Source organism: Chryseobacterium sp. 27AL, assembly GCF_057815395.1.
The window spans coordinates 25,661-46,816 of the sequence record NZ_JBYRIW010000004.1; the positions used below are offsets into that span (position 1 = coordinate 25,661).

Annotated in this window: 37 protein-coding genes; 34 read left to right on the forward strand and 3 right to left on the reverse strand. The window is 35.2% G+C overall.

The window, feature by feature from the left end:
• Positions 1-29: 29 nt before the first annotated feature.
• A complete protein-coding gene (locus tag AC3WV0_RS09125) occupies positions 30-1,007 on the reverse strand; it encodes a hypothetical protein (RefSeq protein WP_488845817.1) in 978 nt (325 codons plus the stop codon).
• The gene (locus AC3WV0_RS09130; protein WP_488845818.1) at positions 1,007-1,147 is read right to left on the reverse strand and encodes a hypothetical protein; all 141 of its coding nucleotides are present in this window, start codon (positions 1,145-1,147) and stop codon (positions 1,007-1,009) included. Before AC3WV0_RS09130 ends, AC3WV0_RS09125 begins: the two co-directional genes overlap by 1 nt.
• A 316-nt stretch (positions 1,148-1,463) precedes the next feature.
• Here AC3WV0_RS09130 and rplC point away from each other — a divergent pair, with 316 nt between their 5' ends.
• From rplC to rplQ, 28 genes are all read left to right on the forward strand, one after another.
• On the forward strand, positions 1,464-2,090 hold the full coding sequence (gene rplC / locus AC3WV0_RS09135; RefSeq protein ID WP_488845819.1) for a 50S ribosomal protein L3: 627 nt from the start codon (positions 1,464-1,466) through the stop codon (positions 2,088-2,090).
• On the forward strand, positions 2,081-2,710 hold the full coding sequence (gene rplD, locus AC3WV0_RS09140) for a 50S ribosomal protein L4 (protein ID WP_089999871.1): 630 nt from the start codon (positions 2,081-2,083) through the stop codon (positions 2,708-2,710). Before rplC ends, rplD begins: the two co-directional genes overlap by 10 nt.
• 3 nt (positions 2,711-2,713) lie before the next feature.
• Positions 2,714-3,004 (forward strand): 50S ribosomal protein L23, encoded by a 291-nt coding sequence (gene rplW, locus AC3WV0_RS09145; RefSeq protein WP_029297784.1) that lies wholly within the window; start codon positions 2,714-2,716, stop codon positions 3,002-3,004.
• Positions 3,005-3,025: 21 nt separating this feature from the next.
• Complete coding sequence (rplB, locus tag AC3WV0_RS09150) at positions 3,026-3,847, forward strand: 50S ribosomal protein L2 (protein ID WP_072883924.1); 822 nt, start codon at positions 3,026-3,028, stop codon at positions 3,845-3,847.
• A gap of 2 nt (positions 3,848-3,849) precedes the next feature.
• On the forward strand, positions 3,850-4,128 hold the full coding sequence (gene rpsS, locus AC3WV0_RS09155; RefSeq protein WP_002983209.1) for a 30S ribosomal protein S19: 279 nt from the start codon (positions 3,850-3,852) through the stop codon (positions 4,126-4,128).
• Between the two features lie 2 nt (positions 4,129-4,130).
• Positions 4,131-4,529 (forward strand): 50S ribosomal protein L22, encoded by a 399-nt coding sequence (gene rplV, locus AC3WV0_RS09160; protein ID WP_029297778.1) that lies wholly within the window; start codon positions 4,131-4,133, stop codon positions 4,527-4,529.
• Between the two features lie 7 nt (positions 4,530-4,536).
• Entirely contained in the window at positions 4,537-5,292 is a 756-nt protein-coding gene (rpsC, locus tag AC3WV0_RS09165) for a 30S ribosomal protein S3 (protein WP_072883925.1), read from the forward strand.
• Between the two features lie 99 nt (positions 5,293-5,391).
• Positions 5,392-5,817: a 50S ribosomal protein L16 gene (gene rplP / locus AC3WV0_RS09170; RefSeq protein WP_089999870.1), complete on the forward strand. Its 426-nt coding sequence runs from the start codon at positions 5,392-5,394 to the stop codon at positions 5,815-5,817.
• Between the two features lie 12 nt (positions 5,818-5,829).
• Positions 5,830-6,015, forward strand: coding sequence for a 50S ribosomal protein L29 (gene rpmC / locus AC3WV0_RS09175; protein ID WP_089999869.1), 186 nt, complete (start codon positions 5,830-5,832; stop codon positions 6,013-6,015).
• Between the two features lie 12 nt (positions 6,016-6,027).
• The gene (gene rpsQ, locus AC3WV0_RS09180) at positions 6,028-6,282 is read left to right on the forward strand and encodes a 30S ribosomal protein S17 (protein ID WP_076391860.1); all 255 of its coding nucleotides are present in this window, start codon (positions 6,028-6,030) and stop codon (positions 6,280-6,282) included.
• Positions 6,283-6,284: 2 nt separating this feature from the next.
• Entirely contained in the window at positions 6,285-6,653 is a 369-nt protein-coding gene (gene rplN / locus AC3WV0_RS09185) for a 50S ribosomal protein L14 (protein WP_007839504.1), read from the forward strand.
• A gap of 19 nt (positions 6,654-6,672) precedes the next feature.
• Positions 6,673-6,999 (forward strand): 50S ribosomal protein L24, encoded by a 327-nt coding sequence (rplX, locus tag AC3WV0_RS09190; RefSeq protein WP_072883927.1) that lies wholly within the window; start codon positions 6,673-6,675, stop codon positions 6,997-6,999.
• Positions 7,000-7,012: 13 nt separating this feature from the next.
• The gene (rplE, locus tag AC3WV0_RS09195) at positions 7,013-7,564 is read left to right on the forward strand and encodes a 50S ribosomal protein L5 (RefSeq protein ID WP_089999867.1); all 552 of its coding nucleotides are present in this window, start codon (positions 7,013-7,015) and stop codon (positions 7,562-7,564) included.
• A 3-nt stretch (positions 7,565-7,567) separates the two neighbouring features.
• Positions 7,568-7,837, forward strand: a complete 270-nt coding sequence (rpsN, locus tag AC3WV0_RS09200) for a 30S ribosomal protein S14 (protein WP_007839501.1) — start codon at positions 7,568-7,570, stop codon at positions 7,835-7,837.
• Between the two features lie 148 nt (positions 7,838-7,985).
• Entirely contained in the window at positions 7,986-8,384 is a 399-nt protein-coding gene (rpsH, locus tag AC3WV0_RS09205) for a 30S ribosomal protein S8 (RefSeq protein ID WP_029297768.1), read from the forward strand.
• Between the two features lie 17 nt (positions 8,385-8,401).
• Positions 8,402-8,947, forward strand: coding sequence for a 50S ribosomal protein L6 (rplF, locus tag AC3WV0_RS09210; protein ID WP_488845820.1), 546 nt, complete (start codon positions 8,402-8,404; stop codon positions 8,945-8,947).
• Positions 8,948-8,962: 15 nt separating this feature from the next.
• Positions 8,963-9,316 (forward strand): 50S ribosomal protein L18, encoded by a 354-nt coding sequence (rplR, locus tag AC3WV0_RS09215; protein WP_089999865.1) that lies wholly within the window; start codon positions 8,963-8,965, stop codon positions 9,314-9,316.
• A gap of 18 nt (positions 9,317-9,334) precedes the next feature.
• The gene (gene rpsE / locus AC3WV0_RS09220) at positions 9,335-9,856 is read left to right on the forward strand and encodes a 30S ribosomal protein S5 (protein ID WP_034712988.1); all 522 of its coding nucleotides are present in this window, start codon (positions 9,335-9,337) and stop codon (positions 9,854-9,856) included.
• A 10-nt stretch (positions 9,857-9,866) separates the two neighbouring features.
• Positions 9,867-10,043 (forward strand): 50S ribosomal protein L30, encoded by a 177-nt coding sequence (gene rpmD, locus AC3WV0_RS09225; protein WP_007839493.1) that lies wholly within the window; start codon positions 9,867-9,869, stop codon positions 10,041-10,043.
• A 19-nt stretch (positions 10,044-10,062) separates the two neighbouring features.
• A complete protein-coding gene (rplO, locus tag AC3WV0_RS09230; protein WP_089999864.1) occupies positions 10,063-10,512 on the forward strand; it encodes a 50S ribosomal protein L15 in 450 nt (149 codons plus the stop codon).
• 9 nt (positions 10,513-10,521) lie between these two features.
• Positions 10,522-11,901 carry a preprotein translocase subunit SecY gene (gene secY / locus AC3WV0_RS09235; protein WP_066434454.1) on the forward strand — a complete coding sequence of 460 codons (1,380 nt, stop codon included), beginning with the start codon at positions 10,522-10,524 and terminating at the stop codon, positions 11,899-11,901.
• Between the two features lie 3 nt (positions 11,902-11,904).
• Positions 11,905-12,120: a translation initiation factor IF-1 gene (gene infA / locus AC3WV0_RS09240; protein WP_029297754.1), complete on the forward strand. Its 216-nt coding sequence runs from the start codon at positions 11,905-11,907 to the stop codon at positions 12,118-12,120.
• A 62-nt stretch (positions 12,121-12,182) separates the two neighbouring features.
• Complete coding sequence (gene rpmJ, locus AC3WV0_RS09245; protein ID WP_007839480.1) at positions 12,183-12,299, forward strand: 50S ribosomal protein L36; 117 nt, start codon at positions 12,183-12,185, stop codon at positions 12,297-12,299.
• Between the two features lie 9 nt (positions 12,300-12,308).
• Complete coding sequence (gene rpsM / locus AC3WV0_RS09250) at positions 12,309-12,686, forward strand: 30S ribosomal protein S13 (protein ID WP_042720400.1); 378 nt, start codon at positions 12,309-12,311, stop codon at positions 12,684-12,686.
• A 12-nt stretch (positions 12,687-12,698) separates the two neighbouring features.
• Positions 12,699-13,088, forward strand: a complete 390-nt coding sequence (gene rpsK / locus AC3WV0_RS09255) for a 30S ribosomal protein S11 (RefSeq protein ID WP_002983263.1) — start codon at positions 12,699-12,701, stop codon at positions 13,086-13,088.
• 19 nt (positions 13,089-13,107) lie between these two features.
• On the forward strand, positions 13,108-13,716 hold the full coding sequence (gene rpsD, locus AC3WV0_RS09260) for a 30S ribosomal protein S4 (protein ID WP_029297746.1): 609 nt from the start codon (positions 13,108-13,110) through the stop codon (positions 13,714-13,716).
• 33 nt (positions 13,717-13,749) lie between these two features.
• Positions 13,750-14,745 (forward strand): DNA-directed RNA polymerase subunit alpha, encoded by a 996-nt coding sequence (locus tag AC3WV0_RS09265; protein ID WP_029297744.1) that lies wholly within the window; start codon positions 13,750-13,752, stop codon positions 14,743-14,745.
• A gap of 6 nt (positions 14,746-14,751) precedes the next feature.
• Entirely contained in the window at positions 14,752-15,276 is a 525-nt protein-coding gene (rplQ, locus tag AC3WV0_RS09270) for a 50S ribosomal protein L17 (protein ID WP_027381321.1), read from the forward strand.
• Between the two features lie 56 nt (positions 15,277-15,332).
• Here the strand turns inward: rplQ and AC3WV0_RS09275 are convergent, their stop codons facing one another.
• On the reverse strand, positions 15,333-15,752 hold the full coding sequence (locus AC3WV0_RS09275) for a hypothetical protein (RefSeq protein WP_488845821.1): 420 nt from the start codon (positions 15,750-15,752) through the stop codon (positions 15,333-15,335).
• 181 nt (positions 15,753-15,933) lie between these two features.
• On the opposite strand from AC3WV0_RS09275, the gene AC3WV0_RS09280 reads away from it, so the two are divergent.
• The 6 genes from AC3WV0_RS09280 to eno all read left to right on the forward strand — a co-directional run bounded on the left by AC3WV0_RS09280 (position 15,934) and on the right by eno (position 21,127).
• Positions 15,934-16,566, forward strand: a complete 633-nt coding sequence (locus AC3WV0_RS09280) for a response regulator (protein WP_488845822.1) — start codon at positions 15,934-15,936, stop codon at positions 16,564-16,566.
• Between the two features lie 5 nt (positions 16,567-16,571).
• Complete coding sequence (locus AC3WV0_RS09285; protein ID WP_488845823.1) at positions 16,572-17,372, forward strand: hypothetical protein; 801 nt, start codon at positions 16,572-16,574, stop codon at positions 17,370-17,372.
• A gap of 574 nt (positions 17,373-17,946) precedes the next feature.
• A complete protein-coding gene (locus AC3WV0_RS09290) occupies positions 17,947-18,732 on the forward strand; it encodes a sensor histidine kinase (RefSeq protein WP_488845824.1) in 786 nt (261 codons plus the stop codon).
• A 147-nt stretch (positions 18,733-18,879) separates the two neighbouring features.
• Positions 18,880-19,080: a hypothetical protein gene (locus tag AC3WV0_RS09295; protein ID WP_488845825.1), complete on the forward strand. Its 201-nt coding sequence runs from the start codon at positions 18,880-18,882 to the stop codon at positions 19,078-19,080.
• On the forward strand, positions 19,077-19,631 hold the full coding sequence (locus AC3WV0_RS09300; RefSeq protein ID WP_488845826.1) for a hypothetical protein: 555 nt from the start codon (positions 19,077-19,079) through the stop codon (positions 19,629-19,631). Before AC3WV0_RS09295 ends, AC3WV0_RS09300 begins: the two co-directional genes overlap by 4 nt.
• Before the next feature lie 203 nt (positions 19,632-19,834).
• Positions 19,835-21,127, forward strand: a complete 1,293-nt coding sequence (eno, locus tag AC3WV0_RS09305; RefSeq protein ID WP_488845827.1) for a phosphopyruvate hydratase — start codon at positions 19,835-19,837, stop codon at positions 21,125-21,127.
• Positions 21,128-21,156 lie beyond the last annotated feature (29 nt).

Sequence of the window (21,156 nt, forward strand, 5' to 3'; positions counted from 1 at the left end):
GGTTATCGTATGATTTTGAAAGTTAAATGTTAAAGGTCAAATTTCTTATCATTAACAAATTTACGATCCAGTTGGTAATATATAATATTGTACTGAGGTATTTTTTTGTCAAGAAAACTTACAACTTCCCTGAGCTGGTTTTCTGAAATGGATTCAATTTTGACTCTGAAGCCTTTATTCATATAGTTTCCGAAATAAAAACCATCTTTAAGGATTTCAATTTCATTAGCAGAAATTTTTTTAAAATTCGGATTTTCAAGATCTTTTTCTGATAAAGCATTGATCAGTTTATGTTTTCCTAAATAATTGGTTACAATTCCCCAGGAATAAATGGGCAGCGCAACTTCTATTTTTTTTAAAGGATAATTATTAAGATCTGCGAGATAACTTTTTAATATGTTGACATCCAGTATAGAATTTTTATCAGAATTCTCAAGAGGTGAAGAAGTGGAATAGCACATCAGGTACACTTTCTCTACGGGCGGAATTCCTGTCCGGGATTTATCTTTTACCTGATGGAGCCGAAGGGTACAGGTAATCTCTTTGCCGGAGATCTTTTTCAGTTCTTTCAGAAAATTAAAATAATCATTTTTGGTACCGGCAGTCCAGTCGCAGTCAATTTGTATTTCTTGTGTAGTATTTAAGTTATATTCAGATATTTTTTTCTGTATGAGGTCGTTGACATTTTGAGCGAGAAAAATAATTTCTTCTTTTTGTATATAAAGGAAAGTTCGGTTTGTAATAAAAACCACAGGTACAATTTTCTGACGCAGCTCAAAACCTTTGTCTTTGGTTATGATGCCTACAGGCTGAAACTTTCCTCCGGATTTATCCACATCAAAAAAGCGGGTATAGAGATAAGGAACAGTAGTTTTATCCAAAGCCCTCTTTTCGTCAGTGTTGAGAATAAGTTTGGTTTTCCAGTAATAAAAAGCGTACGGATGTTCCTGTTTTTTACTGCAGGAAAATAGAAAGAGCAGAATACATAAGAATTTGAGTACTCTCATCACTGATAAAAGTCGATATCATCAAAAGTGAAAGCAGCATTGATAGCTCCTACAGCATTACTTAAGTTCTTTTCAAAAAATTGAAAAGGCGTATTGAATGCTGTCTTCAGTTTTGGTAATAGGTTAAATGTATTTTTCATTGATCTGGCAGGTTATAAAATAATTTTAACCTAACAAAAATCAAACCGTAATTTCAGAAATTCTGCGATGTCTGTTATCAAAAGATTTTAAGATTCACAAATTATTATTCTGAATTTTTCTTTCGATTTTTCCCAAAACGTTCTAATTGATTAAAAATCAAAATATTTTGCATGAAATATTTGTCAGTTATAAAATTATTCATAAATTTGCACACTCATTTTAGGGGCGTAGTATGCCTATATCAAACGTAGAAATTACTTCAGACTTCCTGAAAATGATGATAAATAAAGGATAAATTTTATTATTATATAAACAATGTCAGGTATTATTGGTAAAAAAATCGGTATGACATCTTTGTTTAACGAAGAAGGAAAAAACATTCCTTGTACAGTTATTCAAGCTGGTCCGTGCTCGGTTTTACAGGTCAGAACCTTAGAAAAAGACGGTTATAAAGCTGTGCAATTAGGTTTCGATGACAAGAGTGAGAAGAACGTTGGTAAAGCGTTAGCTGGTCATTTTAAAAAGGCTGGTTCTGCTCCTAAAGCTAAATTGGTAGAGTTCTACAGAGAATTCGTTGATGAAGTGAAAGTAGGAGAAGAAGTAACTGTAGACTTATTCGCTGAAGGTGAATTCGTTGACGTAACAGGTACTTCTAAAGGTAAAGGATTCCAAGGGGTTGTTAAAAGACACGGCTTTGGAGGTGTAATGCAGGCAACTCATGGTCAGCACAACAGACTTAGAGCTCCAGGTTCTATCGGTGCTGGATCTGACCCTTCAAGAGTATTCAAAGGGATGAGAATGGCTGGTAGAATGGGAGGTAAGCAGGTAACTGTACAAAACCTTCAGGTATTAAAAGTGGATCAAGATCAGAATCTTTTAGTAGTAAAAGGTGCTGTTCCGGGAGCTAAAAATTCTTATGTAATTATCAGAAAATGGAACTAGTAGTATTAAATACATCAGGAAAAGAGACCGGAAGAAAAGTAACTCTGGACGAAACAGTATTCGGAATCGAGCCAAATCAGCACGCGGTTTACTTAGAAGTTAAACAGTACCTTGCTGCACAAAGACAAGGAACTCATAAAGCAAAAGAAAGAAGCGAAATCACTGCTTCTACTAAAAAACTTAAGAAGCAAAAAGGATCTGGTTCTGCAAGATACGGGGATATCAAATCTCCTGTGTTCAGAGGTGGAGGTAGAGTATTCGGACCAAAACCAAGAGACTACAGATTCAAATTGAACAAAGCGCTTAAGAGATTAGCTAAAAAATCTGTTTTATCTCAGAAAATGAGAGACAACAGCATCAGAGTTTTAGAAGATTTGAGCTTAAACGCTCCTAAGACTAAAGATTTCATCAATGTATTAAATGCATTGGAACTTAACGGTAAAAAATCTTTATTCGTTCTTCCTGAAGCTAACAAGAATGTATATTTATCTTCAAGAAACTTACCTAAAACTAAAGTAATGAACTTCAACGAAATCAGTTCTTACGATTTAGTAAATGCAGGTGAGATTGTATTCTTCGAAGGTGCAGTTGAAAAATTCCAGGAAAATTTAAAGAAATAAATCATGTCAGTTATTATTAAACCAGTTATTTCAGAAAAGGCTAATTACCTTACGGATTTAAGAGGTACTTATTCTTTCTTGGTAGATACCAAAGCGAATAAGATCCAGATTAAAAAAGCTGTTGAGGCGGCTTACGGTGTAAAAGTAGCAGACGTAAATACAATGATTTATGCTCCTAGAGTATCTGCGAAATATACTAAAAAAGGTCTTCAGGTTGGAAAGACGAATAAATTGAAAAAAGCGGTAATCAAACTTGCTGAAGGTGAGGTTATCGATATTTTTGCTGTAAATTAATTATAATTATAAATAATAGTAATGTCTGTTAGAAAATTAAAACCTATCACCCCGGGACAGAGATTCAGAATTGTAAACAATTTTGAGGAAATTACTACCAACAAACCAGAGAAATCTCTAACCGTTGGTATTAAAAAGTCAGGTGGACGTAACCAAACAGGTAAAATGACCATGCGTTACACCGGAGGTGGACACAAAAAGAAATACAGAATTATTGACTTCAAAAGAAACAAAGCAAACGTTGAAGCAACTGTAAAATCTGTAGAATACGATCCAAACAGAACTGCATTTATCGCTTTATTAGAGTACGCAGACGGAGAGAAGAGATATATCATCGCTCCAAACGGTATCAAAGTAGATCAGAAAGTAGTTTCAGGTGAGAACGTAGAACCAAACGTAGGAAACGCAATGAAATTGAAAAATATTCCATTGGGTACTGTAATTTCTTGTGTTGAAATGAAGCCTGGTCAAGGTGCTATTTTAGCAAGAAGTGCTGGTTCTTCAGCTCAATTAACTTCAAGAGACGGAAAATATGCAATCATCAAATTGCCTTCAGGAGAATCTAGAATGATCCTTACTGAATGTATGGCAATGATCGGTTCAGTTTCCAACTCTGATCACCAATTAACTGTATCAGGTAAAGCTGGTAGAAGCAGATGGTTAGGTAGAAGACCAAGAACAAGAGCGGTTGTAATGAACCCAGTAGATCACCCAATGGGTGGTGGTGAAGGACGTTCTTCTGGAGGTCACCCAAGATCTAGAAACGGTAAACCGGCTAAAGGTTACAAAACTAGAAAGAAAAACAAAGTGTCTAACCGTTACATCGTATCTAAAAGAAAATAATTATGGCAAGATCACTTAAAAAAGGACCGTTCATTCATCATACTTTAGATAAGAAGGTTCAGGCAAATATAGAGTCTGGTAAGAAGACAGTTATCAAAACTTGGTCTAGAGCATCGATGATCTCTCCGGACTTCGTAGGACAAACTATTGCTGTACACAACGGGAAATCTTTTATCCCTGTATATGTTACAGAAAACATGGTAGGTCACAAGTTAGGCGAATTTTCTCCAACAAGATCTTTCAGAGGTCATGGTGGTAACAAAAACAAAGGAAGCAGATAATCATGGGATCAAGAAAACAAGATAGTTCAATCGCAAGAAAAGAAGCTAACAAAGACGTTGTTAAAGCTTCATTAAATAACTGCCCATCTTCTCCGAGAAAAATGAGATTAGTTGCTGATATCATTAGAGGAGAGCAAGTAGATAAAGCTCTTTATATCCTTAAATATTCTAAGAAAGAAGCTTCTAACAAATTAGAAAAATTACTTCTTTCTGCAATTGCCAACTGGCAGGTAAAAAACGAAGGTGCTGACATCGAGGAAGCAAACCTTATCGTTAAAGAAATATTCGTGGATAGTGCAAGACAATTGAAGAGACTAAGACCAGCTCCACAAGGTAGAGGGTATAGAATCAGAAAAAGATCTAACCACGTTACATTAATCTTAGGTAATAAAGAAAATTAATCAAGGTATGGGACAGAAGACAAATCCAATTGGTAACAGATTAGGTATCATCAGAGGATGGGATTCTAACTGGTTTGGCGGAAACGATTATGGAGACAGAATCGCGGAAGACTACAAAATCAGAAGATACCTTGAAGCTAGATTATCTAAAGGTGGGATTTCAAGAATTTATATTGAAAGAACATTAAAATTAGTAACAGTTACAATTACTACCGCCAGACCGGGACTTATTATCGGTAAAGGAGGTCAGGAAGTTGATAAACTGAAAGAAGAGTTGAAAAAATTGACTAAAAAGGATATTCAGATCAACATCTTCGAAATCAAAAGACCTGAGCTGGATGCAGTATTAGTTGCTGACAGCATTGCTAAGCAAATCGAAAACAGAATTTCTTACAGAAGAGCTGTTAAGATGGCGATGGCAGGTACAATGAGAATGGGTGCAGAAGGTATCAAAGTTCAAATCTCTGGTAGATTGAACGGAGCTGAAATGGCAAGATCAGAATCTTTCAAAGAAGGAAGAATTCCATTGTCTACTTTCAGAGCAGATATCGATTACCACATCGGTGAAGCATTGACTCAGTACGGAAAACTAGGTGTAAAAGTATGGATCATGAAAGGTGAAGTTTACGGTAAAAGAGAACTTTCTCCACTAGTGGGACAACAGAAAAAAGGTGGTCAGTCTGACAGAAGAGATAACAGAGGAGGAGACAGAGACAACAGAAGACCTAGAAAAAACAACAATAATAATAACAATAATAATTAAAAATTTTAGATTAGAACATTTTGAATTTTAAATTACCGTTACTTTTTTAAAATAAAAAAAATCTAAAATCTAAAATCTAAAATCTAAAATTTAGAAATTATGTTACAACCAAAAAGAACCAAGTTCCGTAGAGTACATAAGATGAAAATGAAGGGGAATGCCCAGAGAGGTAATCAACTTGCTTATGGGACTTTCGGAATCAAGGCGACAGAAGGTGCTTGGATCACTGCAAGACAAATTGAAGCTGCTCGTATCGCTGCGACAAGATATATGAAGAGAGAAGGTCAGCTATGGATCAAAATCTTCCCGGATAAGCCGATTACTAAAAAACCAGCCGAAGTAAGGATGGGTAAAGGTAAAGGTGCCGTGGAATATTGGGTAGCTGTAGTAAAACCAGGTAAAATTATGTTCGAAGTAGGAGGTGTTCCTTACGAAGTAGCGAAAGAAGCTCTTAGACTTGCGGCACAAAAATTACCAGTTGTTACTAAATTTATAGTTGCTAACGATTTTGTTAAACCTCTTTAATCTTTGAATACAATGAAAAAAGCTGATATTAAAAATTTAAGCGCGGGTGATATTCAAAACCAATTAACTGAAGCAAAAGCTCAATATTCAAAACTGAAATTGGCTCACGCAATCAGCCCAATTGAAAACCCGATCCAAATCAGAGATTTGAGAAAAACAATCGCTAGACTAAACACTGAGTTAACTAACAAACAATAATTTCATTTTACAATGGATAGAAATTTAAGAAAAGAAAGAATCGGAGTGGTTTCCAGCAATAAAATGGAAAAAACTATTGTTGTTAGTGAAACTACAAGAGTAAAGCACCCGATGTACGGTAAATTCGTATTGAAAACGAAAAAATATACTGCACACGACGAGAACAACGAATGCACAGAAGGTGATACAGTTCTGATCCAGGAAACTAGACCTATGAGCAAAAACAAGAGATGGAGATTAGTAAGAATCATTGAAAAAGCTAAGTAATAATGTTACAAACAGAATCAAGATTAAAAGTTGCTGATAACACAGGTGCTAAAGAAGTATTGGTTATCAGAGTTCTGGGAGGAACCAGAAGAAGATATGCTTCAGTTGGTGATAAAATCGTTGTTACTATCAAAGATTCTACACCATCAGGAAACGCTAAGAAAGGTCAGGTATCTAAAGCTGTAGTAGTAAGAACTAAAAAAGCAGTACGAAGAAAAGATGGTTCATACATCAAATTCGAAGACAATGCTTGTGTATTGCTAAACGCAGCGGGAGAAATGAGAGGAACACGTGTTTTCGGACCAGTTGCTCGTGAGTTGAGAGACAAAGAATATATGAAAATCATTTCATTAGCTCCTGAAGTACTTTAATATTTAAAATTTTTAAAAAATGTCAAAGTTAAAAATAAAAAGAGGAGATAACGTAATCATTACTACTGGTAAGAAAGATATCAAAGGTAAGACTGGTGAAGTTATTGAAGTGATCAAAAAAGAAGGAAGAGACCCTAGAGTAGTTGTTGCAGGCCTTAATATCGTTAAAAAACACGTTAAGCCTTCAGCTTCAAATCCTCAAGGAGGAATCGTTGAAAGAGAAGCTTCTATTCATATCTCAAACGTAGCTTTAGTTGGTAAAGACGGAAAAGCTATCAAAGTAGGTTACAAAATCGAAGGAGATAAGAAGGTAAGAATCAACAAAAAAACGGGTGAAACTTTATAATTTTAAATAACACATGGAATATATAGCAAGACCCAAAAAAGCATATAAAGAAACGATTGTTCCAGCAATGATGGAAGAATTCGGATACAAATCTGTAATGCAGGTGCCAAGACTTGAGAAAATTGTTTTATCTCAAGGTTTAGGAGATGCTACAGCAGACAAGAAAATCATCGATTATGCTGTTGAAGAATTATCGAATATCACTGGTCAAAAGGCTGTTGGTACGATCTCTAAGAAAGACGAAGCTGCTTTCAAATTGAGAAAAGGAATGCCTGTAGGTGCTAAAGTTACTCTTAGAGCTGATAAAATGTATGAGTTCTTAGACAGATTAACTTCTTCTGCATTGCCACGTATCAGAGATTTCTCTGGAATCAAAGCGGATGGTTTCGACGGTAGAGGTAACTATAACTTAGGGATCACTGAGCAGATCATTTTCCCTGAGATCGTAATCGACAAAGTGAAAAAAATCCAGGGGATGGACATCACTTTCGTTACTACTGCGAAAACAGATAAAGAAGCTAAAGCATTATTAACTCACTTCGGTTTACCATTCAAAAAGAACTAAGAAATGGCTAAAGAATCAATGAAAGCGCGTGAGCGCAAAAGAGAAGCGTTAGTTGCTAAATACGCTGATAAAAGAAAAGCTTTAAAAGAAGCAGGTGATTATGAAGCACTTCAGAAATTACCAAAAAATGCATCTCCTGTAAGATTACACAACAGATGTAAACTGACAGGAAGACCAAGAGGATACATGAGAACGTTTGGTATTTCCAGAGTAACTTTCAGAGAAATGGCAAACAACGGTCTTATCCCTGGAGTTAAAAAAGCTAGTTGGTAATAATTACTAATTAAAAATCGGGACAATTAAGTTGTCTGGATACTAAAGAATAAATAATATCAGACTGAAGATTTCTGAGGTCTGATATTTTTACGCTTCAAGTCCTTGCAATACTGATTGTTCTTTAACCAATAATTTATAAAGAAAAATGGTAACAGATCCAATTTCAGATTTCCTAACAAGAGTAAGGAACGCACAAAGCGCAGGCCACAAAGTGGTGGAAATTCCTGCATCGAAAATCAAAAAGGAGATTACTAAGATCTTATTTGATCAAGGGTATATCTTAAACTACAAGTTTGAAGATAGCGCTGTTCAAGGAACGATCAAAATCGCTTTAAAGTACGACAAGCAAACCAACAAACCAGCTATTAAGTCTATCCAAAGAGCTTCTAGACCAGGTTTGAGACAGTACAAAGGTTCAACTGAACTTCCAAGAGTACTAAACGGTTTGGGTATTTCTATCATCTCTACTTCTAAAGGAGTAATGACTGACAAGAAAGCTAGAGAAGAGAAAGTAGGCGGTGAAGTAATCTGCTATGTTTATTAATTTTTAATCACAGGAAAATGTCAAGAATTGGTAAAGCAATTATAACAGTTCCAGCAGGAGTTACAATCACTGAAAACAATGGTGTGGTAACTGTAAAAGGTCCTAAAGGAGAACTTTCTCAGGAGCTTACAGGCGGAATTACTATAGAACAGAAAGATGGAGAGCTGAACGTAAACAGACCATCTGATGCTAAACAACACAAAGCGCTTCACGGTTTATACAGAGCGTTAATCAACAACATGATTGTTGGTGTTTCAAATGGTTTCGAAAAGAAACTGGAATTAGTAGGGGTAGGATACAGAGCTTCACACGCAGGTCAAAAACTTGAGTTGGCTTTAGGATTCTCTCACGGTATCGTATTGGAACTTCCAAGCGAAGTAAAAGTTGATACATTGACTGAAAAAGGTAAAAACCCAATTATTACTTTAACGTCTCACGACAACCAACTTCTAGGGATGGTAGCTGCAAAGATCCGTTCTTTCAGAAAGCCTGAGCCATACAAAGGAAAAGGTGTAAGATTCGTAGGAGAAATTGTTAGACGTAAAGCTGGTAAATCTGCTTAATAAATTATAAGTATTATGGCATTAAGTAAAGTAGAAAAAAGAATAAGAATCAAAAGAAGAGTAAGAGGAAAAATCTCTGGATCTTCTGAATTGCCAAGATTATCTGTATACAAAAGTAATAAGGAAATTTACGCTCAGTTAATCGACGATAACAGTGGAAAAACTTTAGCTTCTGCTTCTTCAAGAGAGAAGGGTGTTGAAGCTAACGGAACTAAGACTGAAGTTTCTGCTGCTGTAGGTAAAGCTATCGCTGCTAAAGCTATCGCTGCAGGAATCGAAAATATTGTATTTGATAGAAACGGATTCGTATATCACGGGAGAATTAAAGCTCTAGCTGATGGTGCGAGAGAAGGTGGACTTAAATTCTAATCATTAAATTTCGGAAATATGTTAGGACTAGATAATATAGAAAGAGTAAAACCGGGAGGATTAGAACTTAAAGATCGTCTCGTAGCTGTTAACAGAGTAACAAAAGTAACTAAAGGAGGTAGAGCTTTCGGATTTTCTGCAATCGTAGTTGTAGGAAATGAAGAAGGAGTAATCGGTTACGGACTAGGAAAATCTAAAGAGGTTGCTTCTGCAATTGCTAAAGCAGTTGAAGATGCTAAGAAAAACCTTGTGAAAGTTCCTGTAATGAACCACACAATCCCTCACCAGACTACTGCCAGATACGGTGGTGCAGATATCTTCTTAAGACCTGCTTCTCACGGTACAGGGCTTATCGCCGGTGGTGCGGTAAGAGCGGTATTGGAATCTGCTGGTATTCACGATATCCTTTCAAAATCAAAAGGATCTTCTAACCCTCACAACGTGGTGAAAGCTACTTTCAAAGCGTTATTGGATATCAGAAGACCTGAAGAAATCGCTAGAATGAGAGGAGTTTCTCTAAGTAAAGTGTTTAACGGTTAATATATAAACAATGGCAACAATCAAAGTAAAACAAGTAAGAAGCGCTATTGGAAGAACAAAAACCCAAAAGAGAACGCTTGAAGCATTAGGATTTAAGAAACTTCACCAAGTTGTAGAACACGAAGCTACTCCTTCTATCTTAGGAATGATAGCTGCAGTTAGTCACTTACTTGAAGTTCAAAAATAATTTTTAAAATAATTTTAAAATGAATTTAAACAACATAAAGCCAGCTGCAGGATCTACTTTCAATTCAAAAAGAATTGGTAGAGGACAAGGTAGCGGAAAAGGTGGTACTTCTACAAAAGGTCACAAAGGACAGAAATCAAGAGCGGGTTATTCTCAGAAGATCGGTTTTGAAGGAGGTCAGATGCCTTTACAAAGAAGATTACCTAAATTCGGATTCAAAAACGTAAACAGAAAAGAGTTTAGAGGAATTAACCTGGATACAATCCAGACTTTAATCGAGAATAAATCTATCACAGGAGATATTACAAGAGAAGTTCTAATTGAAAACGGTTTAATTACTAAAAACGAATTAGTGAAAATTATGGGTAGAGGAGAATTGAAATCTGCGGTTTCAATCTCAGCTGACAAGTTCACTAAATCTGCTGAAGAGCTTATCGCTAAAGCAGGTGGAAAAGCAATTACCTTATAATAATTACTAATGAAAGAATTTATACAAACCCTCAAAAATATTTGGAGCCTTAAAGAATTACGAGATAAGATTATCTTTACTTTAGGGATTATCCTTGTGTATAGATTCGCATCTTATATCTCTTTACCTGCGATTAACCTTGCAGAAGTAGGAGATCTCTTAGAGCATTATAAAAATCAAGGCGGTAACAAGCAAGGAGCAGGTCTCCTTGGCTTGCTTTCGTCGTTTACGGGGGGGGCTTTCAGCCACGCTTCCGTAATGGCGTTAGGTATCATGCCTTATATTTCTGCTTCTATTATTGTTCAGTTGATGGGGATGGCTATTCCTTATCTTCAGAAGCTTCAGAAAGATGGAGAGTCAGGTAGAAATACATTGAACCAGATTACTAGATGGTTAACGATCGGAGTTTGTCTTGTGCAGGCACCTTCCTATTTAACTTCTATTACTCAATTATTCTTACCGTATGCTCAGTTCTCATCTGCATATTATGTAGAGCCAAATTCTATCATGTTCTGGTTGCCAAGTATCGTTATTTTGGTTGCTGGTTCAGTATTCGCAATGTGGTTGGGTGAAAAAATCACCGACAAAGGAATCGGAAACGGTATCTCTATCCTTATTATGGTGGGGATTCTTTCAAGATTACCTGAAGCATTCGTACAGGAAATGGCAGTTCAGAACGGAAAAGGAGGAATGGGATCAATCATGATCCTTATTGAAGTAATTTTCTGGATGTTGGTTGTACTTTTAGCGGTGGTATTATCCGTTGCTGTTAGAAAAATCCCTATCCAGTATGTAAGCAGAGCTCAGGCAAGAGGAGGTGTAAACAGAAATCTTATGCAAGGAGCAAGACAGTGGATTCCATTGAAAGTAAATGCTGCCGGTGTAATGCCGATCATCTTCGCACAGGCGCTGATGTTCGTACCGGGGTTATTAACAAAAGTAGATGAGTCAAACACTTTTCTTGCAGGTTTCAAGAATGTTTTTAGCTGGCAGTACAATGTATTGTTTGCGCTATTGATTATTATTTTCTCATTCTTCTATACTGCGATCACAATTCCGGTAAACCAAATGGCTGATGATTTGAAGAGAAACGGAGGTTTAGTACCGAAAGTGAGACCAGGAAAAGAGACCGCTGATTATTTAGATGATATTTTATCAAAAATTACCTTGCCAGGTGCAATTTTTTTATCTATCTTTGCAGTCCTTCCGGCAATTGTACACGGAAGCTTTGTTCAGACAGATGCGTTCGCCTTATTTTTCGGGGGAACGTCACTATTGATTATGGTGGGAGTAATTTTAGATACTGTTCAACAGATTAATACCTATCTGCTGAACCATCATTATGATGGCTTAATGCAGTCTAAATTATCAAGAACGACTGGATATTAATTTATGGCAAAACAAAAACATATTGAACAAGATGGCGTTATAACGGAAGCACTTTCGAACGCTCAGTTCCGTGTTGAGCTGGAAAATGGGCATGTCCTTATTGCTCATATCTCTGGTAAAATGCGTATGCATTATATTAAGTTATTACCTGGTGATAAGGTAAAATTAGAAATGTCTCCTTACGATTTGTCGAAGGGGAGAATTACATTTAGATATTAATACAATCTGCCAAGTGGAGCACTCGTTCCATTTGGCTGTTGTTAAAAAATAAATATTTTCAAATGAAAGTAAGAGCATCAATTAAAAAAAGAAGCGCTGATTGCAAGATCGTACGCAGAAAAGGTGTACTATTCGTAATCAACAAGAAGAACCCAAAATTTAAACAAAGACAAGGCTAACATTAAATTATGGCGAGAATTTCAGGTATTGATTTACCAAAAAACAAAAGAGGTGTTATCGGTTTAACTTACATCTACGGAATTGGAAGAAGTACTTCTTCAGAAATCCTTAAAGCTGCCGGTATCAGCGAAGACAAGAAAGTCAACGAATGGAATGACGATGAATTGGCTGCAATCAGAAACTATATCTCTGAAAACGTAAAAGTAGAAGGAGAGCTAAGATCTGAAGTGCAATTGAACATCAAGAGATTGATGGACATAGGATGCCAACGAGGAATACGTCACAGACTTGGATTACCTTTAAGAGGCCAGAGAACGAAAAACAACTCTAGAACCCGAAAAGGAAAGAGAAAAACTGTTGCTAACAAGAAAAAAGCTAGTAAATAATCGTTAGGAATTATGGCAAAACAAACTAAAGTAGTTAAGAAAAGAAAAGTAAAAGTTGAGGCTATTGGTGAAGCTCATATTCAGGCTTCTTTCAATAACATCATCATTTCTTTAACAAATAAAAACGGAGAGGTTATCTCTTGGGCTTCTGCCGGTAAAATGGGATTCAGAGGTTCTAAAAAGAATACTCCATTTGCTGCTCAGATGGCAGCTGAAAATTGCTCTGCTGTAGCTCACGAAGCTGGATTAAGAAGAGTAAAGGTGTTTGTAAAAGGTCCTGGTGCAGGTAGAGAATCTGCGATCAGATCTATTCACAATTCAGGAATTGAAGTTAGCGAAATCATTGATGTGACTCCTATGCCGCACAATGGATGTAGACCACCAAAAAGAAGAAGAGTTTAATTTTTAGAATTTACCCATTATGGCAAGATATATTGGACCTAAAACTAAGATTGCTAGAAAGTTTGGTGCTGCAATCTACGGAGATGACAAAAACTTCGAGAAAAGAAAAAACCAACCGCCAGGACAACACGGTCCTAACAAAAGAAGAGGTGCTAAAAAATCTGAATACGCAGTTCAGTTGGCTGAAAAACAAAAAGCTAAATATACTTACGGTATCTTAGAAAGACAGTTTGCTAACTTATTCGACAAAGCACACAGAAGTAAAGGTGTAACAGGTGAGGTTCTATTACAACTTTGCGAATCTAGATTGGATAATGTAGTTTACAGATTAGGTTTTGCTAAAACAAGATCTGCTGCTAGACAGCTTGTTTCTCACAGACACATTACTGTGAACGGAGAGCTGGTAAATATTCCATCTTATTTGCTAAAAGCAGGTGATGTAATCGCTGTAAGAGAAAAATCTAAGTCTCTTGAAGTTGTTACAAACGCATTAGCTTCTAAAGCAAATTATGAGTGGTTACAATTCAACGATGAGAAGAAAGAAGGTACTTTCGTTTCTGCTCCTGAGAGAATCCAAATTCCGGAAGACATCAAGGAACAGCTGATCGTCGAACTTTACTCTAAATAATTTTTTAATCAAATTTTTGCTCAACCCAATAATATGGCAATTTTACAATTCATAAAACCCGATAAAGTAATTTTACTTAACTCTGATGAATTTAGAGGTCAATTTGAATTCAGACCACTAGAACCAGGTTTCGGGCTTACAATCGGTAATGCTTTGAGAAGAGTGTTGCTTTCTTCTCTGGAAGGTTATGCTATTTCATCTATCAAAATAGAAGGTGTAGAGCACGAATTTTCAACTATTCCAGGAGTAATCGAAGATGTTACCGAAATTATTCTTAACCTTAAGCAGGTAAGATTAAAAGCTACGGCAGAAAACCAGTCTAATGAGCAGGTTGTTGCCAAAGTTTCAGGACAGACGGTTATTACTGCTGGTGATTTAGGAAAATCAATCAACGGATTTGAGGTGTTAAACCCGGATTTGGTGATCTGTAACCTAAACAGTGATGTAACTTTCGAAATTACTTTCAATATTGAAAAAGGTAGAGGATATGTTCCTTCTGAACAAAATAAGTCAAACAATGCACCTGTAGGTACTATTGCAATCGACTCTATTTTCACGCCAATCAAGAAAGTACAGTATAGCATTGAAAATTATCGTGTAGAGCAAAAAACAGACTACGAAAAACTTGTATTAGATATAGAAACTGACGGATCTATCAGTCCGCAGAATGCTTTAACAGAAGCTTCAAAGATATTAATCTATCACTTCATGCTGTTCTCTGATGAGAGAATCACGCTTGAAACAGAAGCCGTAAAAGCATCTATCCAATATGATGAGGAAACGCTTCATACAAGACAACTCCTTAAGTCTAAATTAGCAGATATGGATCTTTCCGTAAGAGCCCTTAACTGTCTGAAGGCGGCTGAAGTAGAAACTCTTGGAGAATTGGTTTCTTACAGTAAGTCTGATTTGATGAAATTCAGAAATTTTGGTAAAAAATCTTTGACAGAACTAGAAGAATTAGTGCATTCAAAAGGTCTTAACTTCGGTTTCGACGTTGCAAAATATAAGTTAGACGCTGATAAATAATTAATAATGAGACACGGTAAAAAATTCAATCACTTAGGAAGAACAGCTTCTCACAGAAGTGCTTTACTTTCTAATATGGCTTGTTCTCTAATTGAGCATAAAAGAATCAACACTACTGTAGCTAAAGCAAAAGCTTTGAGAGTATATGTTGAGCCTCTATTAACAAAAGCAAAAGAAGATACTACACATAACAGAAGAGTTGTTTTCTCTTATCTTCAAAATAAAGAAGCTGTTGCTGAATTGTTCAGAACAGTAGCTCCTAAAATCGCTGAGAGAAACGGTGGTTATACAAGAATCATTAAAACAGGTTTCAGACCAGGTGATGCTGCTGATACTGCTCTTATCGAATTAGTAGACTTTAATGAGCTTTACAATCCGAATGCTGAAGAGAAAAAAGCTACAAGAAGAAGCAGAAGATCTACAACAGCTAAAAAAGAAGCTGTAGTTGCTGAAGCGCCTGTAGTAGAAGAAAAAGCTGCTGAACCAACGGCTGAAGCTGCTGATTCTACAGAGGAAAAAACTGAAGAATAATATTCATTCAGATATAAATAAAAAACCGCCCAGATTGCTGAGCGGTTTTTTTATGCTTAAATTTTCGTTTTTACCAGCTGAATAATATTATTCCCCTGATCAAGAATTAGGCTGTCACCTTTCACGGTGGCTTTCATATCCATTTTTTCATAAGTAGTTTCGTTACCTTTAGATTCAACTTTTTTCAATATAAAAGTCTTATTGTTGCTTCTGACGCTCATTGTTTTTTCATCATAGTTAAAAACTACTTTTGCTAGGCTGCCATCAGTTGCTTTATAAACATAATCTGTTTTTATATACTTTTTCCCATTAATATCAGTTTCGTACTGAATGGTGGAGTCTACTTTACCATTATCAGCCAATACTACCCCTGAACTGTCTGATTTTATTACGTTTTTATTCCCGCTTTCACTTTTTTTACAGCTTGTTAACGATAGCATAATCATTCCCAGTGCAATAAGAATCCCCTTTTTCATGATGTTAATTTTTTTTAATGTTTTGATATTAAATAATTTAGAAATGAAATAAAATTTTCACTAAATTTAATAAAAACAAAAACTAAACCAATAAATGAGACTTAAAACTTTTAAAATTACCCGAAAGAGTAATTGACTTTCCTTTATTTTCTGATGAAATTTGTAATAAACAATCAAGGACATGAGTATCTCTATAGCAATCGTAGAAGACGAAAAAAACTACAATAATGCGTTGAAGAAAGTCATCAATTATCAGCATGACATGAAAGTTGTTGCGCAGTTTTTCAACGGAAATGAGGCTCTAGAAAATCTCTTTGATATTTCTCCTAACGTAGTAATGATGGATATTCAACTGCAGGATATGCTAGGAATTGAAATCATCAAAAAACTTAAAAACAAACTTCCGGACACTTATTTTATCATGTGTACCAGTTTTGAAGATGATGAAAAAGTTTTTAATTCTTTAAAAGCAGGCGCAATGGGATATCTGGTAAAAGGCGAAAGCATGGACAAAATTCTCTCCTCGATTCGCGATGTCTGCAACGGTGGCGCTCCCATGAGTTTTTCAATAGCCAGAAAAGTATTAGGCCATTTTGAAAGAAAGTTGCCAGAAATTAAAGGTTTTGATGAATTAACGGAAAGGGAAAAAGAAATTCTGGAACTCCTGTCACAAGGTTTATTGTATAAAGAAATTGCTGATAAGAAATTCATCAGTATTGATACGGTAAAAAAACATGTCGGTAATATTTACAGAAAACTCCACGTCAGTAACAAAGTGGAGGCTATTAATAAACTTAACCATTTTAAAAACTAAGAATTATGAGAACAACAATTAATTTTTTTAGATTTATTCCTGCAATAATATTTCTGCTATTTTTAATAACCTGTAAGAAAGATAATAAAACCATTGGTACTGAAACTGTAAATCCAACATATATAGAAGATAGTATTATAACTAAAAATATTACTTTAAGTAATATAAAACAATTGTTATCTGGAATTCCAGACTCTACAGCAGATAATTACTATCAAAAGTATCTAGGAGAATTTAAACCGAGCCTGACGAACAAGGGACAATACCCTTTTTTATTTAGAATACAAGATAAGGTTGTAGATGAAATAAAGGCGCTTGCTAACAGTAATAAAGATACATATGTTCATTTTATCCTAACTAATAATAACAATAAATTAGGATTATTATTTGAGTCAGGCAAAAAGAAATATTTTGTTACAGAAGTATCAAAACTTACAGAAATTGATAGTTTAAAATTTTCCACAATGGATAGTAATTTTAGAACTGCAATATATCCAAGGATGAATGAAATTAAATCAAAATTAATAGCATCAGATCCGAAAAAAGAGGGAGATAATTCTTATGGTAACTCTACTGATGTAATGATCCCATATAAAACTTTTGATGAATATCAAACAAATACGGCGGATTCCGTTTTAACTTTACTTCCAGGAATTGTTACTGAAAATAAAGCTAACAGTAATAGTAAGAGTAAAAAACATCATTTTACGTTAATTTTAGCAATATTTCCTATAGATGCAAATAAAGCATTTTTACCACCAACAGTTTATTATGATGACTTTTGCTTGAAACCTCCTGGTTGTTAATGTTTTATGTGTATATAATAATAGTTTTTCTTTGTTTTGTATGTTCATCAATAAATAAATATGCAAGACAAAGATTTTTATATGTTTATTTTCTATTAGTTTTTACTTCAGAACTATTGGTATTTAATCAAATCTTTTCATCAGATTTGTATAAGATTACAAAAATAGCTTATATCTTCTTTTTTATTTTTTACTTTAAGAAAGAAGCGAATAATAAAGTATTTTTAAATCTTTTATTAATTTTCAGTTTTCTTTTAATAATAATGATTCTTGTTAAGAGTAGATTTTATGGCTTAGATTTAAGCCTCTTGCAAAGTTTTATTTATTTACTAATTAGTTTAAATTGGCTTGTCAACCAGATAAGAAATCCAAATGAAATAAAAATATATGAAAAAACGAGTTTTTGGATAAGCATTGGAATTAAACTTTGGGCTGTAACATATTTATTAAGGATAATTCCGGCTAATTATTTTGTGGAAAATGATGAAAAGTTCTTTCTAATGACAAATAGTGTTTATCAATATTCTACAATAATAAGTTATATAATCTTTTTAAGAGGACTTTTTTGTAAAGTATGAAACAGATTCCAGAAGATATTAAACTAACATATATTGTTATTGCTTTAATAATGATTTCTTTTGTTGCATTTATAATTTTTGTTGTGCTCATGTACAACCGAAAACAACTTCTCTATCTCAAAGAAAAACAGCTCAAAGAATCCGAATACCAAAACCAGCTCCTCCAAAAAGAACTCGAAAAACAAAGACTCATCGAAAAAGAACGGGAAAGGATTTCCCATGACATGCATGATGATCTCGGTGCCGGAATTTCTGCATTAAAACTTCAGGCAGAGTTTTTAAAACAACGGGCAGAAGATGACAATCTGAAAAACGATATCGACGAACTTCTTAAAACTTCCGAAGAAATGAATATTTCTATGCGCGAAATGCTTTGGAGCCTGAATGCCGGAAATGATACCTTAGGGAGTTTTATAGATTATTCTAAAATGTACGCACAAAATTTTTTGAAGAAAACGAAAATCCTTGTCATTACAGAAAGTGAAAATATTATTGAAGAAACAGCTATCTCAACGGAACAAAGGCGGAATTTATTTTTATGCTTAAAAGAAGCTTTGAATAATGCTTATAAACACAGCCAATCTAATCAGATAACGCTTTCTTTTATTCAAAACGATCATGAATTTATAATGAAGATTTCAGACAATGGAATCGGAATTAACAAGGAAAGATCCGAAGGAAACGGGCTCCGGAATATGAAACGCAGGATGCAGGAACAAAACGGTCACTGTGATATTACCACTGAAAACGGAACGCATCTGTTTTTCAGAATAGATTTGTAAAAGCGAATTTACTATTAGAATACTTTTTAATTGTACTTTTTAAAATTATCTGTTTGTGTAATTGATAGAAGTCGATTTTTTAAATAACTTTGAATGTATATTAAATAACTTAGTCGTGAAAAATATTCATTATTTAAAAAATAGATCATGAAAACAATTGTAGATTATTTATTAGAATGGAATATAACTTCAAAAAAAGGTAAAGTTATATTAAAGCTTAAAGATACGGATCCTGAAATTATAGACGATTTGGACTTTCAAGAGTTTTCAGCATTAGCAATAGTGCTTGAAAAAGGAAATGCAAGATTTAGTGAAAAAGAAAACTCAATTTATAACGTAATGCCATGAAAATAGTTTTTTACCTACTCGTTATTTTGTCATTTATGTCATGTAATATAAGACATAAAGCTACGTTGAAAGAACTGCAAAATAAGGGTTCAAATTACCAGATGTCATATGATGCCACACGTAGAGGAGCAGTCGTAAGCCTTGATAATAACGGTAAAATTGATAAAATTTTATCAGAAGTTCAACCGGATGCAGCAATTGCAACCACGACAGATATTACCAGTCAGCTGACGGCCAAATTGAAATCAGGCGCTGATGTATCTGCTGAACAAATCACAAAGATAGCAGAAACGTTATCGAAATTAGGGGAAAGAACGGCGCCGGTAAATATGCTTAGAGACGCACTATACAGACTTGAGGAACATTGTGTGAATTTCCCTGAACAGTGCAAGGATGATAAATACTTTAATAGTTTTAATAATGTTGTTAATTTAATAGTCGAGCTGCAGGGAAAAATTTCTGAAACAGCCGCTAGTGATGCTAAGGCAGAAGAAGCAAAGACATTACGAGTACTTACGCCTGAAGAAAGGGAGAAATATAATTTAAAATAAAAAGATTTCGATAACTTCAGAACTGAGATATTTAATTTTTATTTATGATTAAATAATAAAAGTGCCATTTTTTTAAATTTCGATCAATTATTAATTGAGATATTAACTAAAATTTAACTCTGAATAAACGTATAAATTCCCATTCATTTGCGTTAAAAAGTCAAAAATTGATTAAATTTGTCTGAACTATAAAAAAACGAACAATGAGTTACATTTCTTACATAGAAGCGAGACAAATTTTAGATTCAAGAGGAAATCCTACAGTTGAAGTAGATGTATTCACAGAAAGCGGCGCAATGGGCCGTGCTGCTGTACCTTCAGGAGCATCTACAGGAGAACATGAAGCAGTGGAATTGCGTGATGGCGGTTCAGAATATATGGGGAAAGGTGTTCTTAAAGCTGTTGAAAATGTAAGAGAGGTAATTGCACCTGAATTGGTGGGACTTCCTGTGTATGATCAAAATCTTATCGATCAGATTATGATTGACCTTGACGGGACAAACAATAAAGGAAATCTTGGAGCCAATGCAATTCTTGGTGTTTCTTTAGCTGCTGCCAAAGCAGCTGCTGCTGAGCTGAAAATGCCTTTATACAAATATGTGGGTGGTGTAAATGCCAACACGCTTCCTGTCCCGATGATGAACGTGATCAACGGAGGTTCGCACTCAGATGCGCCGATCGCATTCCAGGAATTTATGATCATGCCGGTAAAAGCAGATTCTTTCTCTCATGCTTTAAGAAAAGGAACTGAAATTTTCCATAATCTTAAGTCAATTCTTCATTCAAGAGGTCTTTCTACAGCAGTAGGAGACGAAGGTGGTTTTGCACCGACTTTCTCGGGAACTGAAGACGCATTGGATACCTTACTTCAGGCAATCGAAAAGGCAGGTTACAAACCTGGTGACGACATCATGTTGGCCCTTGACTGTGCTGCTTCTGAGTTCTACAAAGACGGAATTTATGACTACAGAAAATTCCAGACTCCGGATGCTGCGCAATTTACGAGCAGCGAGCAGGTTTCTTACCTGGCAGAACTGGCCGCAAAATATCCGATCATCTCTATCGAAGACGGAATGCAGGAAAACGACTGGGAAGGATGGAAAATGTTAACCGATAAAATCGGAGACAGAGTACAGTTGGTAGGAGACGATTTATTTGTAACAAACGTAGAAAGACTTTCCAGAGGAGTAAAAGAAGGAATTGCCAACTCAATCCTGGTAAAAGTAAACCAGATCGGTTCACTTTCTGAAACAATGGCAGCGGTACAAATGGCTCAGAATAACAGATTCACTTCCGTAATGTCTCACAGATCCGGAGAAACAGAAGATTCTACAATTGCTGATTTAGCGGTAGCCATGAACTGCGGACAGATCAAAACAGGATCTGCTTCAAGATCAGACAGAATGGCAAAATACAACCAGCTGTTGAGAATTGAAGAAGCTCTTGGCGAAACTGCAGTTTTCCCAGGCCTGGATGCCTTTAAGATCAAAAGATAATTAATTGAATTTATAAATTACGGCAAGCG